The organism is Chitinophaga sp. 10T418 (assembly GCF_056394125.1).
This window is the reverse complement of sequence record NZ_JBFTHG010000008.1, coordinates 94,653-113,382: the sequence shown is the minus strand read 5'-3', so window position 1 is coordinate 113,382 and position 18,730 is coordinate 94,653. Positions and strand designations below refer to the sequence as shown.

Below are 18,730 nucleotides of genomic sequence, written 5' to 3'. Positions count from 1 at the left end.
TGAGATGAATACCTCAACAAACTACCTGCTAAAAAAACGTATCCCTATTGTCCTACAAGAAATACAGCGTTGCTAAACAACAGTTTACCATTTTCCCAGAAACTTCTGAACAACGGATTATCAGCCATTAACACCACCTGACCACTACCAATATCTTTTACACCAAACAGCAATCCATCTTTCAACTGCCGCCGGGTATCTGCTCCCACAAAACCACTCAGATAGCTGTCTTTCTTTAATACACCTACATTCCAGCCACCATTTTCTATAAACTCATATAAATGTGAATCCAGTTTCAGCGTATAATAATATTCAGAATAGCCAAAAGCCAGTGGATGTGTAGTATCCATCTGCACTTTGTAAATAGCACCGGGAATAAATTGTTTAATGCTCTCCCGCTCCCTGTTGGCATAAGGTTTCAATGCCTCATAGGTATGCGCCGCTGCTGCTTTATCTTTCGCTTCTTTATCTTTATCCTTTTCTTCTTCTTTTTTCAGCTTAATGCCCCAGTCAGCACCCGCCACCTGTGCAGCCGCACTTTCCAGTGCAATCAACTTACCACCGTTGCTGATCCAGTCTTTCAAATGATCCGCAGCAGCCTTGTCCGCAAATACTTTGTAATCTCCATCCGTTAATATCAGCACATCTGTTTGTCCCCAGTCAATATCACCAAAATTTCGTTCATTCACCACCGTTATAGGGAAATCCAGTTGTTGTTCAAAGAAATGCCATACTTCTCCCATACCCAGGGAAGATATGCCATCACCTGCCAGCAGCGTAACGTTAGGCTTTTTGATAAACCTGATTTTGTCGGAACCGAAGTCGGTCCCTTTATCCACAAATCCACTGCCTACCGCATCCAGCGTAATTTTAAAACGATTGGCCTGCGTGGTAATGTACTGATCAAACTGATCACCTTTGCTGGTATTACCTGAGCGCGTAATGATCAGCGTACCGGCAGAAAAGTCTTTGCCACCAACGCTGAACGGCGTTTCTGTAAAACGTACTTTGATATCATTTTGCAACAATGCAGATAAAAATTTCACGTCCCGTAAACTATTCCATTGTGCCAGGTAAGCATATGGCTTTTGCGCAGACAGCGGCGTATTATTTCGCGCCGCCGCTGCTCCTGCAGCAGGCGTAAGTGGCTGCTTTACGGCGTAAGAAGTTAACCCGTACGCATAAGGTAATGCCCATGCAGTAATATCATAAGTAACAGAATCTGTTAAGTGAGATACCGGCTCAAACAATACCCGGAGCATATTTGAGTGGGGCTGATAGGCACTGATGACCAGATCTTCTTTATCAATCGTAAACGTTTCCGTTTTACCAGTGAAATAATTAAATCCACTGGCACTGCCGGTATTTGCGCCAAAGCCAAAAGCGATGTTGTTTTTACGTAATAGTTCTGCCAGCGTATTCAGCTTTTCTGTATTACCACCTGCCTTTACTACATAAGACTTATATCCACCTTGTGGCGTTTTTTGAGCGGCTACAAAATAGTTGCTGTATTCGCTGATAATTTTTGCGGCATTTTGTGATGCCACCTCTACGGTAGATAAACCGGTGGTGAAGTGATGTGCAATACGATCAGACAGCGTAAGGGTATCTCCGTCTCTTTTCAGCACGGCGACTCCTGCCCTGCCGCTACCACCTTGCTCGAAGGTCATACCCAGTGAGCCATTGTACATCGGATAAGTATCGCCGTAACTGGGATAGAAAAGATCGAAACGTTCCTTTGTAAAATACAACCAGCCCTGCTGGTCAAAATATTTTGCATTATTTTTTCCGATCATGACCTGCAGTTGCCGCTGCCAGGGCGTAATGGCATCATGAAAAGGTTCTGCTGCCGGCGCAAAATAATAGGGTGCTTCTATTTCCTGTTCATGAAAATCCACATGCAGCTGTGGCATCCACTCATTATATTTCGCTACCCGCTGTTGTGATTCCTTCTGCGTTTGCCAGGCCCAGTCGCGGTTCAGATCAAAATAATAGTGATTGGATCTTCCTCCGGGCCAGGGTTCGTTATGCTCCCTGGAATAACGACTCACATTGGGTTTTACGCTGCGGGTGTTGTTATAAAAGTTCACATATCTTTCACGGCCATCAGGGTTCAGGCAGGGATCAATGATCACTACCGTATTTTTCAGCCACTGCTGCGTTTGCGCATTACCGTTATTAACCAGTTCATACAGCGTTTTCATCGCCGCTTCTGTGGATACCGCCTCATTACCATGCACATTATAGCTCAGCCACACAATCACGGGCTGGTTATTACCTGCATTATCACGGGCATTAGACATATCCAGACTATGCTGACGGATATTATCCAGCTGAGAAAAGTTTTCAGGAGAAGCCACAATAGCCATCATAAGGGGCCTGCCCTCATAGGTTACGCCGTACTGTTCCAGCTTCACATTTTTAGCCGTTGCGGCTACCTGTTTAAAATAATCCACCACTTTGTAATGTGGGGTAAACTGCGTCCCCAGGGGATAACCGAGGAACTGATCAGGAGTTGGCACCTGGGCGGAAGCAAAAAGAAAGCCCAGTATAGCAAAAGCCAATAATACATATCTGCGCATAGAAAGCCTGCAATTAGACCCTGTAAGTTAGGAATTGTTTTCCGCTTATTGCAGTACGTTGTTATCTGTTAAAATATTTCCCTTATAACCGCGTTCTAATGGGGTCCCTGAATTATTTAATTTCCTGGATTTATGTGCATGTCTTAATTTAGACCCAAACACGATACCCATGCGTTACCTGATCCTGCTAGGGATGACGGTATGTACCTTGCATACTGCCTGTGCCCAACAAAAGATAGATGATTTACATCCTTACGATTATACCATAGAGAAAGATATCAGGGTATTACATGGTGCGGTAGTATCTGCCCATCCACTGGCCAGCAGAGTGGGTGCGATCATATTGCAGCAGGGTGGTAATGCTGTAGATGCGGCTATTGCTACCCAACTGGCGCTGGCAGTAGTATATCCCGGCGCCGGCAATCTTGGTGGTGGCGGTTTCCTGGTAGGACACCTGAAAAACGGCCATAATATCGCCATCGACTACCGGGAAACTGCCCCGGCAAAGGCGCATCGCGATATGTATCTCGATTCACTCGGCAACCCAATTACCCAGTTAAGCCTGGATGGACAGCTCGCAGCGGGCATCCCCGGCACCGTGGCCGGATTGTTTGCCTCCATGAAATACGCTAAACTACCGTTTACTAAACTGATTGATCCCGCAATCCGCCTTGCGGAGAAAGGGTTTGTGATTACCGCTTCTGAAGCCAACGGCATGAATGCTGCAAGAGCAGATTTTGAAAGACTGAATACCACCAAAACCGCATTCGTCAGAGACCAACCCTGGAAAGCCGGCGATACACTAGTGCAAAAAGAGCTGGCACATACGCTCACGCTTATACGAAATAAAGGAGCCGCAGGGTTTTACCAGGGTGAAACCGCTGCTAACATCGTAGCGGAAATGAAACGGGGCAATGGTATCATCTCCCTGCAGGACCTGAAGAACTACAAAGCGAAAGAACGCACTGCCGTAGCTTTTAACTACAAAGGCTATACGATCGTAACCATGCCTCTGCCTTCCAGCGGTGGTATTTGTTTACAACAGCTCATGGGGATGGTAGAAAACTATCCGCTGTCGCAATGGGGCTTCCTGTCCCCACAATCCGTACAACTCATGGTAGAAGCCGAAAGAAGAGCTTATGCCGACAGAGCGCAGTTCCTGGGTGACCCGGACTTCGTAAAAGTACCCTACGCGAAATTAACCGACAAGAAATACCTGGCTGCCCGCATGCAGGACTTTATTCCTGGCAAGGCCGGTTCCAGCGATAAAACCAAAGCCGGCGTTTTCCCCGAAAGCGAGGAAACCACTCACCTGAGTATCATTGATGAGGAGGGCAATGCCATTGCAGTCACCACCACCCTCAATGGCCACTTCGGCAGCAGAACAGTAGTAGGCAAATCCGGTTTCATCCTCAATAACGAAATGGACGACTTCAGTGTAAAACCCGGTGTACCAAATATGTACGGACTGGTAGGCACAGAAGCCAACTCCATTGCACCCGCCAAACGTATGCTCAGCTCTATGACACCTACGCTGGTATTGCAACAAAACCAGGTACTGTATTCACTGGGAACACCCGGCGGCGCTACCATCATCACCTCCGTATTTCAAACGTTAATGAATACACTGGAGTTTGGTCTCTCCCCTTCAGATGCCATCAACAAACCTAAATTTCATCACCAATGGCTGCCGGATGAAATTACCGTGGAACCCAGCTTCCCGGATAGCACCATTCAGGCCCTGCAGGGAATGGGGTATAAAGTGGTGAAACGTAGCCCCATTGGTCGTACAGAAATTATTAAAAGAGCACCTGAAAGCCGCTTCCTGGAAGCTTCCGGCGACAAACGCGGCGACGACAGTGCAGCAGGATACTAGTTCATTTAAATTTATATAATGGATGAATAAATTCATCCGGGAACAACAAAATATTTATCATGTCCATCCAATCTATTTATTTACAAAGCGCGTTACAACGACTGGAAACACACCGCCAACTGGGACTTAAAACCATAGAAAGACTCACCACCGGACAACTGCACTGGCAGCCGGATGGAGAACCCAACAGCATTGCCATGATCATTAAGCACCTGCATGGCAATATGTTATCCCGCTGGACCGACTTCCTGACTACAGATGGCGAAAAACCTAATCGTGACAGAGACCGCGAATTTGAAGAAAGCAATACTACAGCAGCAGAACTACTGGAATTGTGGAATACGGGCTGGGACTGTATGCTGAATGCCATCCGCAGCTTACAGGAAACAGACCTCGACAGAACAGTTTTCATCCGCAATGAACCACATATCGTGATAGATGCCATCAACCGTCAACTGGCACATGTGCCCTATCATGTAGGACAAATCGTTTATATTGGTAAAGCAATCCTGAAAGATCAGTGGCAAAGCTTGTCCATCCCTAAAGGAGGATCTGCCGCCTACAACAGAGAAAAAACAGGGAATAAATAATTCATGAAAATACGTATAGCCTTAGCCGTTATTGCAACCATGTTCGTGATAACTGCCTGTCAAAGTAAAAAAACCAATGACCTGCTGATGAACAAAAAGTGGCGGGTATATGATGTGAAGATTCCCCCGGAATCGCCTATCAGCAATACGCAGTACATACAGGCGCAGGACCTGAAGAAAGGCTACTACCGTGATGCCTACTACCAGTTCCTGGACGACAACGTTTTTGTAGCGACCATCGCCGGCAGATCAGATACCGGAAAATATTTTATTCTCAGCAATGGCGCTATGATTTCTGTTACCGCTAAAAACGGTGACCGTAAAGTAGAGAACCTCGTCACGGTGACTAAGCTTTCAGAAAATTACTTTGACATGCTGGTCACTTCCACGGATTTCCAGTTTATCTTATGCACTAAAAAAGAATAAATGCCATGCTGTATACAGATCTTACGCCCGGGAGAACGGTAATACTGGAAGGTAGGAGTTGCCTGTTTTTTTCGGGGTTTGCTTACCTGGGTTTGCATCAGCATCCGGCGTTTAAAAGCCTGCTGATACAGGGAATTGAACAGTATGGTACTGTTTTTCCTTCTTCTCGGGCAGGTAACTTACGTTTATCTATATACGAAGAGATAGAGCATGCATTGTGTACGCTGTTACATCAACAGGCAGCCACGGTATTTTCCTCCGGCTACCTGGCATCACAAGCTGCCGTGCATTATGGCGCCACCTGCGGTCAGTTGTTGTACGCCCCTGGAACACATCCGGCGTTATGGCATCAACAGCCCGTACTTCCACAGATGAACCGGGAAGAATGGATCCCCCAATCGATAGAGAAAATCAACGCTCATCCGGATAATAGCTTCGTAATTGTTTCTGATACTGTCAACCCGTTGACTGGTACCATTCATTCTTTTCACTGGCTGCAGGAACTGCAGCGCAAAGTACTGGTCATCGCAGACGACTCACATGGTATTGGCGTGCTGGGGCCAACAGGAGAAGGATGTATACATTTTTTACCACAAGCCCCCAATATTCGCTACCTGCTTACCGCTTCGCTGGCAAAGGCCTACAGCGTGCAGGGCGGCGTTGTAACCGGTCATGCAGCAGATATCATGGCGCTGAAAAGACTCCCGCTTTACGCAGGCAGCACGCCCATGATGCCCGCCAACGCTTACGCATGGCTACATGCAGGAGAGTTGATTCAAAAAATGCGCAGATCATTACAGCAAAACATCGCCTACCTGCTGCACCTGACGGCTGGTTCTGCCGTGCACAATCCACATGCGCTGCCCATGTTTATTTTGCCAACAGGTGATGCTATTGTTCATTACCTGCAGGATAAAGATGTGATTATTTCCAGCTTCCCTTACCCACAACCGCATAGCCCGGTGGTAAACCGGGCGGTCATATCCAGTTTACATCTGCAGGAAGATATGACCACCTTGCATCATTTTCTATCGGCTTTCTCCTTATAGTAAAACAGCAGTGGAGAACATAGTATGTATGTTCTCCACTGCTGTTTATTACAACTTTATATTTATTTACTTTCTTATCGTTTTCGGCAATCTGATCTCGACTACATAAACCCCAGCCTTCATCAGACGGAATGCAAACAGTGGATTCACACTACCAATTTTGCTCGTCAGCGTTTTATCTATTGACACAAATGCAGAAGGAATACGATAATACATCAGGTAGTTCCAGTTGGTACCACCGTGTGAATATTTACTTAAAGGGAAAGGTGCGATTTCAAAATTACAAATCATAGAGGTATCTGTATATTGAATTGGATGGAACCTCGCATAGTTTTCGAAAATAGGACGGTCACCACGTTTGATGATCTCCCCTTTATTAGGATTGAAAGGAACACCGTTCTTATCTGTTATCTTCAGGATTACAGAAGCACCACTTTCGCTTACCCTGGTGATGGTCATAGTAGGCTGTCCCATGGGGATTGTAGCGGAACCATCATCTGGAAACAGGTTGCAATTGGCAGTTGTTTCTGTGATCAATGGCGGATCAACGGTGGTCATTGTCGCTATATTTTTATACAGTTTGGAACCTGCTACATTGGATACTTCTATGTCGTATTCATAAGTAACACCAAGTGGCAAACTATCAGTAGCACCGTTGAATACAAATTGCCCGCTGTTCAGGAACTCATATGGTTTTAACTGTTTAAGGGTGCGTTTTTTATTCACCTGCTCAATGGTAGTATCCACGGCAGGATCCACGGCAGCAGTGTATACATATACCGGGTACTCTTTATAAAATTCATCGGCATGCTTATGCGTATCCGCCCGCCGTACATCCACCAGTTTAACGGTCATCGGCTGGGTAGTACCATCAGCCAGGATGGCGCTGGTTTTCTGGAATGGATTTCCGCGCTGGATGGTGAGCGGTGCATCCGGCACATACAACCCATCACTTAAAAATCCTTCTGTTATTTTCTTGCAACCGCCAGTTAGGATACCCAGCAGGATCGCAGCACTCAGTAATTTTTTCAGACTATATTTTTCAGGCATAATGTTAAGTTTATTGTGGTAAGACTACTTCCAATAGAAGGCGTGTGTATTGGCTAATACATGCAGTATGCCTGTTTTGGTGATGATACCGGTAGTTTGTAATATGTCTTCTTTGTCCCTGTCATCCTGCGGAAAGTCATCTGGTAGCGGATCGGGATCAAGTCCATTAATAACTTTCGCCACGTATATATACCTCACACCGGCAGACAGGATACCACCATACTGGTCTGTTTTCTTTAGCCTGATGGAGAAGTCTTCCCTTACTTTATTCTTATATACCTGTTGTTCCAGTGAAAGATCTGAGCGCTGAATCTTCCCATCGAACATGTAAGCCATCAGGGAATCGCGCAGCTCAGGTGCTTTGAGACTGTCAAGGGTATACAGCACGTTTTCATCATTCAGCTCATCCTGTAACTCCTTGGTGCGGGTTTTCAGGAATTGTTTGATGGAATAATCAGTAGGCGCCATGAAGGTGATATTACTGTTGATCGTTTCCTTTAACCCGGCTTTATCTATCAGCAGGATCAGCGTATCAAAAAGGGGGTTGGCTTTCAGATAATCATACGTGGTCATGTCAACATGATCATTTGTTGGACTCCCGCCTATAAAGTGGTCATCTTTTTTACAGGCTGCAAACAACAGCACGACCAGCAACAACACCCATCCGCCTTTTGCTATTAATATGTTTGATTTTTTCATGTCAGTTCTTTTAAACGGTCATAATAATTTGCGCGCACTATTTCACTCTTCCCAGCCAGAATGGGTTTTGTGTAATGACATTGTTATTCAGGAACAATACACGTCCTACCGGCCATTTCCAGCCACCCGCATCAAAACGGCTCTGCGGGAAATTACCACCCGCTATCTCAGGATTGGTCAGTAAACCAGTACGTACCAGGTCGAACCAGCGCTGGCCTTCGGCATATAATTCACGGGAGCGCTCACGCATTACTTCCCATTTAATGTCATCTATATCATCAGCTGTCAGCAAATCTGCATGTGCTCTGGCTCTTACGGTATTAATATCTGCCAGTGCAGCGCCCAAATTGCCCTGATCGGCATAGGCTTCCGCACGTAACAGGAGCAGGTCTGCATAGCGCATCAGGATGATGTTGGCATCAACAGCCGCCTGTGAAAAGGTTGCCGGATTTTTGTAGTAGATATTTTCCCGGTTAGGTCCTGCAAATTTGCAGATCACCGAGTTGTAAGGTTTATCCGCATCCAGTGTGGAGAAGAAGTACTGTAAACGCACATCAGGTGTATTATCTCCATAAAGGCTGCCGATCAGTTCCAGGTTAGGGGCATCAGGTTTGCCAGTCTTGGTCTGAATGAAAGGCTCTTTCAGAATGGAGTAATAAAAGCCTTTTTCCACCTGCTGTTCTCCATTTCCAACCTGCATGTTGATTTCGAAAACACCTTCATTGGATTTACCACGGAATATCTTCGGGTAGCTTTCTGCAGGCAGCAACTGGTATTGACCGCTGGCTGCTACGGAATCTACCGCAGCAATCGCGTTGGTAAGATCAGATGCTACGCTTCCTTTATTCAGGAAGTTTTTCCACATATACACATGTGCCAGCAAGCCAAAAGCAGCGCCCTTATTAGCTCTTACCGCTCTTTCTGAACCATTGGTATACACCATCGGCAACAGGCTGATCGCGTTTTTAAGATCTCTCACACAACTGTCGAGAATGATTTTTTCATTCGTACGTGGTATATTGGTTGCTTGTCCTGGATTCGCATCATAAGTCAGTACCTGCGGTACATCTCCCCAGATACGAGCCATATAAAAATAGGTGAAGGCACGAAGGAAGTAGGCCTCTCCCATCAAACGGTTACGGGTTTTTGTTGGCTGGTCGGTGAATTTTGTATCTGGAATTAGTGGTAAATGATGCAACACCAGATTAGCCTGTGTAACTACTTTATAGTACGGCGTCCAATCATGATATCCCTCGAGATAACTACCGAGAAAGTCTGCATTGTTAAATCCATCGCCACCTTTCACGAGAAATCCCACATCATACTGGTTGTAATCCATAAATTCAAATGCCGGCAGCGAGCCATAGGCGAAATGCGACATGTTCTGATCATAAGCCGTATTGGATGTTAAAGCTTTACGTAACAACGCATAATTACCCGCTATGCCTTGCTCTGCATCACGCTGGTTTGTCCAGAATACAGGCCCATAGGGTGAATTGATCGGGTCCTGGTCCAATAGCTTTTTACAGGAGGTAAATGGAGATAATACCAGTCCCGCTGCTATTACCACAAAAATATGTTTAAGACAATTCATAACAACTTCTTTTAAAAATTAAAAACCAACATTTACACCCAGCGTAAATTTTCTCGGGATCGGGTAGCCACCACCGGTATAAGTACCTTTTTCATCCACTGCTTCAGCATCAGGCACACTGGCCTTCTGGAACATCTTCAGATTATCCACAACGCTATAGATCTGGAGATTACGGAGTTTGATCCTATCCAGGAATTTGCGGTTGAAAGTGTAAGAGAGGTTCACGTATTTGATACGTGCATAACTACCGTTTTCCACAAAAGCCGTGGAGAATGGCAGAAACTGATAATAATATTTTTTGCTGTAAGGTATCACCTCTGCAAATTGGGCATTGTCGCCTTCTTTATGCCAGCTGTTAATAGTATTTGGATCTATGGCAGCAATCTGCGCATAATTGGTCGTTAACCCTATCAACCTGTCGGACATATATTTGTTATAGATATCACGACCCAGCAGGAACGTAACATACACTTCCAGGTTGAAGCCTTTATAGGAGAACGTATTGCTGAAACCACCGGTAGCCGCCGGATTCGGATTACCACCGCGAACTTTATCGTTCCAGTCCCACACATCATAGTCACCGTTCTGATCCTGCCAGATGAAGTCACCTGCCTGTACAGTATGGTTACCATTCCAATAGGTCATTTTTTCACCGGTATAAGGATTAAACGGAATGTCCTTTGCAGATTTGTAAACACCGTTACTCTTAATCATATAGAACTCGTTGATAGCCCGGCCTTTGGTAAGCACATAGGTCATACCGGTATTATTGTCTGTCACCATCAGGTCACGATTACCATTAGGCAGCTTGACGATCTGGTTCTTTACAAAAGACAAGAGGAAACGGGAGTTCCATTGGAATGCACTGCTGGCAGGGAGTATACGCGCCTGGATATTAAACTCTGCACCGATGTTACGTACATCTACCGCATTGGTATTTACTTTATTGTAACCCGTAGTAGAAGGCAGCAGCAGATCGAACAACATTTTAGAGGTTCCTCTGTTAAACGCATCCGCGGTCACATTGATACGTCCGTTTAAGAAGCTCGCGTCAAAACCAATGTTGGTTTGCAGCGCCTGTTGCCAGGTTAACCCGTCCTGCGCCACACCACCCTCGAAATTAGGCGTTACGGCGTTCACGCCATTATAGGTACCTCCGTTAGCACCACCATAGGTTCCCTGGTTAATGCTGTAAGTATTGTAAGGCAGATAAAAACCTGTGGGCAAGCTACCGGTAACACCAAAACTACCGCGGATCTTAAACATGTCCATCCATTTCTTCACCGGCTCCATAAAAGGCTCATCTGTTACGTTCCAACCTGCGGATACAGATGGGAAGTAACCCCAGCGGCTATTACGACCAAAACGGGAAGAAGCATCTGCCCTATAGGCAAATGACAACAGGTATTTTTCTTTATAGTCATAGTTTACACGGGAGAAGAAAGATAACATGCCGGCTGATTCATAGTTGGAGCCAGAAATGATATTACCATAAGGATCTGTATATGCCAGATAGTTAACATCAAATCCCTGTACCACCTTGATATTATCATTACCCAGCGACCCGCTGCCGATACCCGTATATTCATTCCTCACATTATTGATCGTGTTACCCAACAATATATTCAGATGATGATCCTTGTTTACCACGTTGGTATTAAAGTTCAGAGTATTATCCAGGTTCACATTTTCATACCGTGATTTATTGCTTTGTGCGTACGACAATCCGGCGGCGTTCAACTCACCCGGCCTGAATATATCACGGGAATTTATGCTGGATTGCAAGGAGCCCATAGAAGAAAAACGCAACTTGGGCGTAATATCGTAGTTCAGGGAAATACTGGCAGTAATATCATCATTGATATTTTTATCACGGCCCGAAGAAAGATCACCTACATAGTTTCTTTTATCAATATCAGACAAATTAAAGAGAGAGGAGAGGTACTGTCCATCCAATAATGGAATAGCATTTTCTCCGGGGAATTGTCCGCGTCCACGTGATCTATCTCCGCGACTAAGACGAAAAAGCGCATCCACACTGAGTTTAGAACTCATTTTCACACCCAGTGCGGTTGAAACGGTGTAACGTTTAAATCCGGTTCCTTTGATCGTACCATCTTCATCGTAATAATTACCACTGATCCGGTAGTTCATCATATCATTAGCGCCGGAAACAGAAAGATCATAATTCTGTATTATTCCTTTCCTGTAAAACAGGTCCTGCCAGTCGGTAGCTCCCCTAAACGCCGGGTTCAGACTATCTGTTAACAACATAGGCGTTTCCAGTGCCATTCTGTCTGCATCCATGTATTTAGACATATAAGCCAGTTTGAACTGCCTTTCCTCAGCGCCTCCGATAACGTTTTCAAACTTAGGCTGCTGCGTTAATCCTCCATAAGTGGAGAAATTCACCTGCGGTTTGCCGGGTTTACCACGTTTTGTTTTCACAATCACTACGCCGTTGGCACCACGGGAACCGTAGATAGCAGCCGCAGAAGCATCTTTCAGGATATCGATAGATTCAATGTCATTAGGATTCAAACCGGCAATGTAGTTGGTACCGGTGTTATCAAATGCCGCCGCGTCATCCATGGAAATGGGAATACCATCTACCACAAATAACGGGGAACTCAGGGTGCGTGCCGCATCGGCACTTCTGCTGATAGCTGTAGTACCTCTGATCACAAAAGAGCCGCGTACACCTGGCTCACCGGTAAAATTCTGCACGTTCAAACCAGCAGCGCGACCTTGCAATAACTGGTCAAAACTTGGGGAAGGTAAGTTTTCAATCTCCTTACCTTTTACGCTGGAAACAGCTGCTGTTACGGTTTTACGCTTCACTTCCTGGTAACCGATCACCACTACATCTTTCAGACTTCTGGCATCAGGCTTCAGCATTATGTGAAAAGTGCTTTTACCTCCTACCGGAACCGCTTGTGTTTCAAATCCAATAAATGAAACGGATAGTTTGTTAGAGTTACCTTTTAAGGTAAATGCGAATTTTCCGTCAGGGTCGGTGGCCGCCCCATTGTTGGTACCTACTTCTTTCACAGATACACCGGGTAAAGCCCCTCCTTTTTCATCTGTAACGGTTCCTGAAATTCTCCGCTCCTGGGCCCATACCTGTAGGCATAGCAATCCCATGAGTGCTAATAATAGCAACTTTTTGTGCATAGATTCTGGTTTAATAAATTACGCTGGAATGATCAGATTGACATATCCGAATGCTGACGATAACTGTTCACTGATGAATTAATAATTGTTGCTGTTGGAATTTGATTGACTGATTTTTTGTGCTGACTTCCGATTCGTTAAATTGAATTACTGGTTGACTAAAAATTTTTGTTCACTCACTGTTGACTAACTGAATTGTTTCTCGACTGAAAATTTGCACCGATTCGTTACTGGTTGAATAAATTACTTGTTGACTGAAATGCTCCTTACTGCGCTACTTGTTCACTACTTTCATTGTTCTTGCCCGAAATTTATAATTGTTAAAGTTTTCCCAATACAATAATAAAAACAACTGACAATATAATGACACACCTTTAAATACTGCAATAAATGGCATTTTTTCCCCGCAAACACTTGATAAATATATCTTACAACCAAAAGCAAGCGATTTTATAGCTCATTCTTATTAAAATACTATTATAAAATATCAAAATAACACCAGTTGTTTTTTGCCATCAAGACAACTTAATGACAATTACTTATTACTCATTTTCCGGTGAATGATTGTTCCATCCAGTACTGTACTCACTGTTACCTATATACGAAATTATCCGTGCAGTGAATAAATGACCTTATCATTTACTTTACATCTGCCTGAATATTCATCATTCAACATTACCAATTCTTAATTCTGGCCTTGATTGCCAACTATTAATTATTTTTGCCGGATAAACTTTGCAGCCTGAAAAAAGTACGGAAAATATTATCTGTCGTGTTACTATGTTTGTTAGGCCTTGTCATTCTGATCGGAATACTGGTAAACATCCCTGTGGTGCAGAACTTCCTTGTGGGTGAGGTGACCAGCCGGCTGTCGGATCGGCTGAAAACGCGGGTGCAGATTGACCGCGTAAGCTTTCAGCTGTTTAACAGTATGCAAATGGAAGGCGCCCTGATAGAGGACCAACACCGCGACACGCTGTTATATGCAGGCAAATTACAGGTACGCATTACCGACTGGTTCTTCTTTCAGGATAAACCCATCCTCAAATTTATAGGGCTTGAAAACGCGCAGGTGAACCTGCTGCGATCCCGCAAGGACTCCGTCTGGAACTATCATTTCATTGAAGAAGCCTTCGGCTCTTCCACACCAGATACCAGCCAAACCCCTTCCCAGGGCATTTCACTGGACCTGAAAAAAATTGATCTTAAAAACATTCAGCTAAACCAGGTAGATGCCTGGGTAGGTGAAGATATGCGGGCATCTGCCAAACGCATCTACCTGGATGCTAAAAACCTGGACCTCCAGAAACATAATATTGATATCCAGGAGCTGACCCTCACAAATCCCAATTTCATTATCAGCAGCTATGCCTCCTCGCCGCTCCGCCACAGAAGGCATTCCGCGTCCTCCGGAAGCCCTGCGCCCGATACCGGCAAACTGCAGCAACTGCGATGGAATAATGCCAACTGGAAACTTATTGTAAAAGAAATTAATATAAAAAATGGCACTTTCGGCGTAGATAACCCGGACGACAGTACGGAAATAGAACCAGGATATTTTGCGCCACATCATATCCGGTTCAATGACATCAACCTGTCGCTCACCAATACCAGCCTGGTGAAAGATAGTGTGATCGGCGATCTGACTATGAGCACCAAAGAGCGCAGCGGCTTCGAAGTAAAAAAACTCAGCAGCCGGTTTAAGATGTCACCGGTGGAAATGGAATTTTCTCAACTGGACCTGGAAACAAACCGCAGTCATATCGGAGACTATTTCACCATGCAATACAGTGATATCAGCGATATGAGCGATTATATCAATGATGTGTTTATGCAGGCCAGCTTTAAAAACTGTAAACTGTCATCAGACGATATCGCTTTTTTCGCACCACCACTCTCCTCCTGGAAAAAAGAAATCACCCTCAACGGGAAGGCCCGTGGCCCTGTCAGCAATCTGAAAGCATCTGAAATAGAACTGGAAGCAGGCAATACCACCCGCCTGAAAGGAAGTCTCGAAATGCGCGGATTGCCGGATATCTACGAAACGTTCATCGACTTCCATGCCGATGAACTGGTGACCACTGGGAAAGATGTGATGCAGATCATGCCCATTGTAAAAGATGTAGTCAATACTGTCCGGATAGATCGCCTCTCTGCCATCCGCTTCCAGGGTAGTTATACCGGTTTCATTAATGACTTTGTTGCCTATGGTCAGTTCCAGACTAATCTGGGTAAACTGAACTCCGATCTGAACTTTAAAACCAGCCGGGATGTCCCCGTATACTCCGGAAGCTTAACAGCCGTTAAGTTTGATATTGGAAGTCTTTTTGATAACGCCAACCTCTCTACGATTTCCCTGGATGCTAAAGTAGATGGCGCCGGCTTCAACTTTAAAACGCTGAAAGCCAGCGTAGATGCCAATGTGCAGGAGATTGCCCTTTTCGGATATAACTATCAGAACATCAAAACAAAAGGTGAAATGAGCCGTAAGTTTTTCAATGGCTCCCTCACCGCCAATGATCCCAACCTGGATATGGATTTCGCCGGCACCATTGATTTCAATGAAGCATTGCCGGTATTCAATTTCAATGCGGATGTTCGCAAAAGTGATCTGAAGGCATTACATATCACCGAAGATTCCGTTACCCTGCAGGCCAAAGTAGATCTTAATTTCGCCGGCAGCAACATTGATAACTTCGATGGTGTTGCCAGGATGTATGAAGTGTCTGCATTCAAAAACAACCGCCGCCTTGAGTTTGACTCCCTGAATGTATCGTCTCACCTGGTAGATAATCAGAAAGTACTGGAATTTGCAGGTAGTGAAATCAGTGGCTTTGTAAAAGGGCAATATAGCTTCCTGCAACTGCCGGATGCATTTCACCTGTTGCTGTATAAATATTATCCCAGTTATTTCAGTCCACCACAAAATATCAGCATCAACCAGGACTTCACTTTTGCCTTTAACCTCGGAGAAGTGGATAAGCTGCTGAAAGGCTTTACCAATCAGTTTTCCGGCTTTAATGAAAGTAAAGTAAACGGTGCCCTGAATACGATGAACGGTGGCAACCTGGTATTGAATATCAACATACCCGAAGCCGGTTATCTTGGTTATCATGTACAGGATTTACAGGTAAAGGGAGAAGGTAATTTTAATAAAGTCAATATCAGCACCAGTATTGGCAAAGTGTTGTCTGGTAAAAATGTGATGCTTGAAAATCCATTGATAATGGCCAGTTCTGGGCATGATACGTCTTTTGTAAAAGTGGATCTGGCAGCGGAAGATACCTCTTCCCTGGATGGTTTTTATGCCCGCATTATTACGGTACCGGAAGGCCTGAAGATAAATTTCCTCAACAGTGCATTCACCGTAAACGAGCGCCAATGGAATGTTACCCCCGGTAATGAAATCTACTGGAGCAAACATTTTCTGACAGTAAAAAACCTCCGTATCACCCGCAACGATCAGAGTATTACTATAGAAACCAATGAGTATAATCCGGATGAGTCCAAGTTTATTGTTACACTCAAAAACCTGAACCTCGCCGATGTGATCCCGTCTCAGCTCATTACTACCCGTATAGAAGGTATTACAGATGGTACCATCAATATTGCGGATCCAACACAAAACCTGGATATCAACACCGCATTGAGAACACGGGAATTGCGTATTGACAACGATTCTATCGGTATTTTAAATGTAGATGGTACCTACCATCATCAAACCGGCACTGCTACTTTTAATATCCAGTCAGATAATGAAGGCAAAGCCTTCCTGGCGCAGGGTAAGGTAGGGTTATCGGCCAGCAACCGCGACATAGATGCTAACATCAAGCTCAATGGTACCTCCATCAGTTTATTAAATAAATACCTGGCCGGTTATGTTTCCCAACTCACCGGGACCGTGGCCGGTAACCTGAATGTCAGCGGTACCACCAGCATCCCTTCTGTGAAAGGTACGCTCACGCTGGATACCGTGGGGGTTACAGTTGATTATTTAGGCACCCATTACAGGATTCCAAAGCTGAATGTAAATGTGGATGATAACCTGATTGAATTCGGCAACTTCGTGCTTATAGATAAATATAACACCAAAGGCACGGCCAGCGGCTATATCAGCCATGACCACTTTGATAAACTTAATTTCGATTTTGATGTAACCGGAAGAGGATTTCTGTTTCTCAACACCAGTGCTGCCGATAATGACCTGTTTTATGGAGATGTGATCGCTGATGGTAAAGTGTATTTTTCCGGCCCGTTGAATGATATGCAGATGCATATCCTGGCCCGTCCTATCAAGGGCACACACTTTTACCTGCCTATGTCCGACAGCAAGGACATAGGCAAGTACGACTATATCACCTTCAAGACGTATGGTACAGAAATAGTAGAAAAGAAAAAGAAGAAAGACAATACCAAACTGACTGTAAAACTGGATATTGCCGCCAATCCGGATGCACAGATAGATGTAATCCTGGATGCCACCACCGGCGATATTATTTCAGCCAATGGTACGGGTAACCTCCAGATTACGGTTAACACGGAAGGTGATTTTACCATGTTTGGTAACTACGAAATCAATAATGGTTCCTATAACTTTAACTTCCAGCGTTTGACCAGCTGGAAATTTGATATAGAAAAAAACAGTACCATTACCTGGAATGGAGATCCATCGGAGGCCAGAGTAAATATTATGGCCAAATACTCCCTGCCTAAGGTAAGTTTGTACAACCTTGTAGGCCAGGGCACCAGTGCCGCCAACGATAAACTGGCCACCCGCACAGAAAAAGTAGATGTACTCATTAACCTGCGGGGTGCCCTGCTTAAACCGGACATTACCTATTCCATTGAATTACCGGAAGTAGGTAGCCTGGCGTATGAAAGTGGTGTGGCGGCTCACCTGAAAGAAATTAACAACGATCAGAATAAAGCATTATTCCAGGTATGGGGTCTCCTCTTCTCTAACCAGTTCCTCCCGGATGATGCGACCTCCACGGCTGCAGCTAACGTAGGTATTACCGGTAAGAATAGTGTGGGCCAGGCCCTGTCTGCACAGGCACAGGCCATCCTTAATAATATTACCGGGGCGCTGCTCAAAGGAAGTGGAATAGGTGTGAATGTAAACTACCGGGCTTATAATGTGGGCGGACCATTGGACAATTCTTCAGTTGACCGCAACCAGGTGAGTGCGGGTATTACGAGTAACCTGTTTAATAACCGTTTCCGGTTGTATGCCGGCGGCGATTACGATTGGGGTAAAACCGCTACTTCCGCCAATACCAATCGTTTTGCGGGCGACTTCCGCATTGAATATCTGTTGACGCCAGATGGTCGTTTCCGTATCAATGCATTCAGCAAAACGGATTACGATGTATATAACCTCAGCAACCGTACGAAATCCGGTGTGGGCATTTCCTATATCAGGGAATACAACCGGTTCAGCGAGTTGTTTGGTGGCAGCCGCCGGTCCCGCACACCACTCATGGATTCTTTGCGTAAAGCGGCAGCCTTGAAACAGGAACAGGAAGATGCCGCGAAAGTAAAAGCAGATACCGCTACTACAAAATAAAGACGACAACAAACAGCAAAGGAGCAAGACCTGTAAAACAAGCGTTGCTCCTCTGTGTGGTTTAATTGAGTTGCAGATATCTTTCGAACTCCTGCGAACTTACACGCGGCTCCCTAATGAACCG

Annotated in this window: 10 protein-coding genes; 5 read left to right on the top strand and 5 right to left on the bottom strand. The window is 45.0% G+C overall.

The annotated features are described in order from the left end of the window. Positions 1-44: 44 nt before the first annotated feature. The gene (locus AC1DCV_RS23090) at positions 45-2,582 is read right to left on the bottom strand and encodes a M14 family metallopeptidase (protein WP_477025361.1); all 2,538 of its coding nucleotides are present in this window, start codon (positions 2,580-2,582) and stop codon (positions 45-47) included. Between the two features lie 169 nt (positions 2,583-2,751). Between AC1DCV_RS23090 and ggt the strand changes: the two genes are divergently transcribed. The 4 genes from ggt to AC1DCV_RS23070 are packed head-to-tail and all read left to right on the top strand — an operon-like array spanning position 2,752 to position 6,523. Continuing rightward, entirely contained in the window at positions 2,752-4,458 is a 1,707-nt protein-coding gene (gene ggt / locus AC1DCV_RS23085; protein WP_477025360.1) for a gamma-glutamyltransferase, read from the top strand. Between the two features lie 59 nt (positions 4,459-4,517). After that, positions 4,518-5,048 carry a DUF1572 family protein gene (locus tag AC1DCV_RS23080; RefSeq protein WP_477025359.1) on the top strand — a complete coding sequence of 177 codons (531 nt, stop codon included), beginning with the start codon at positions 4,518-4,520 and terminating at the stop codon, positions 5,046-5,048. Positions 5,049-5,051: 3 nt separating this feature from the next. Beyond that, positions 5,052-5,474 (top strand): hypothetical protein, encoded by a 423-nt coding sequence (locus tag AC1DCV_RS23075; protein ID WP_477025358.1) that lies wholly within the window; start codon positions 5,052-5,054, stop codon positions 5,472-5,474. Positions 5,475-5,479: 5 nt separating this feature from the next. After that, on the top strand, positions 5,480-6,523 hold the full coding sequence (locus AC1DCV_RS23070; RefSeq protein WP_477025357.1) for a hypothetical protein: 1,044 nt from the start codon (positions 5,480-5,482) through the stop codon (positions 6,521-6,523). A 66-nt stretch (positions 6,524-6,589) separates the two neighbouring features. Here AC1DCV_RS23070 and AC1DCV_RS23065 read toward each other — a convergent pair whose 3' ends face one another. From AC1DCV_RS23065 to AC1DCV_RS23050, 4 genes are read right to left on the bottom strand one after another with little or no spacing between them, the layout of a single operon-like run. Beyond that, the gene (locus AC1DCV_RS23065; RefSeq protein ID WP_477025356.1) at positions 6,590-7,573 is read right to left on the bottom strand and encodes a DUF5007 domain-containing protein; all 984 of its coding nucleotides are present in this window, start codon (positions 7,571-7,573) and stop codon (positions 6,590-6,592) included. 24 nt (positions 7,574-7,597) lie between these two features. Then, positions 7,598-8,272: a fasciclin domain-containing protein gene (locus tag AC1DCV_RS23060; RefSeq protein WP_477025355.1), complete on the bottom strand. Its 675-nt coding sequence runs from the start codon at positions 8,270-8,272 to the stop codon at positions 7,598-7,600. A 37-nt stretch (positions 8,273-8,309) separates the two neighbouring features. Continuing rightward, on the bottom strand, positions 8,310-9,866 hold the full coding sequence (locus tag AC1DCV_RS23055) for a RagB/SusD family nutrient uptake outer membrane protein (RefSeq protein WP_477025354.1): 1,557 nt from the start codon (positions 9,864-9,866) through the stop codon (positions 8,310-8,312). A gap of 18 nt (positions 9,867-9,884) precedes the next feature. Beyond that, positions 9,885-13,040 carry a SusC/RagA family TonB-linked outer membrane protein gene (locus AC1DCV_RS23050; protein ID WP_477025353.1) on the bottom strand — a complete coding sequence of 1,052 codons (3,156 nt, stop codon included), beginning with the start codon at positions 13,038-13,040 and terminating at the stop codon, positions 9,885-9,887. Between the two features lie 772 nt (positions 13,041-13,812). Between AC1DCV_RS23050 and AC1DCV_RS23045 the strand changes: the two genes are divergently transcribed. Continuing rightward, positions 13,813-18,606 carry a translocation/assembly module TamB domain-containing protein gene (locus AC1DCV_RS23045; protein ID WP_477025352.1) on the top strand — a complete coding sequence of 1,598 codons (4,794 nt, stop codon included), beginning with the start codon at positions 13,813-13,815 and terminating at the stop codon, positions 18,604-18,606. Positions 18,607-18,730: the final 124 nt, after the last annotated feature.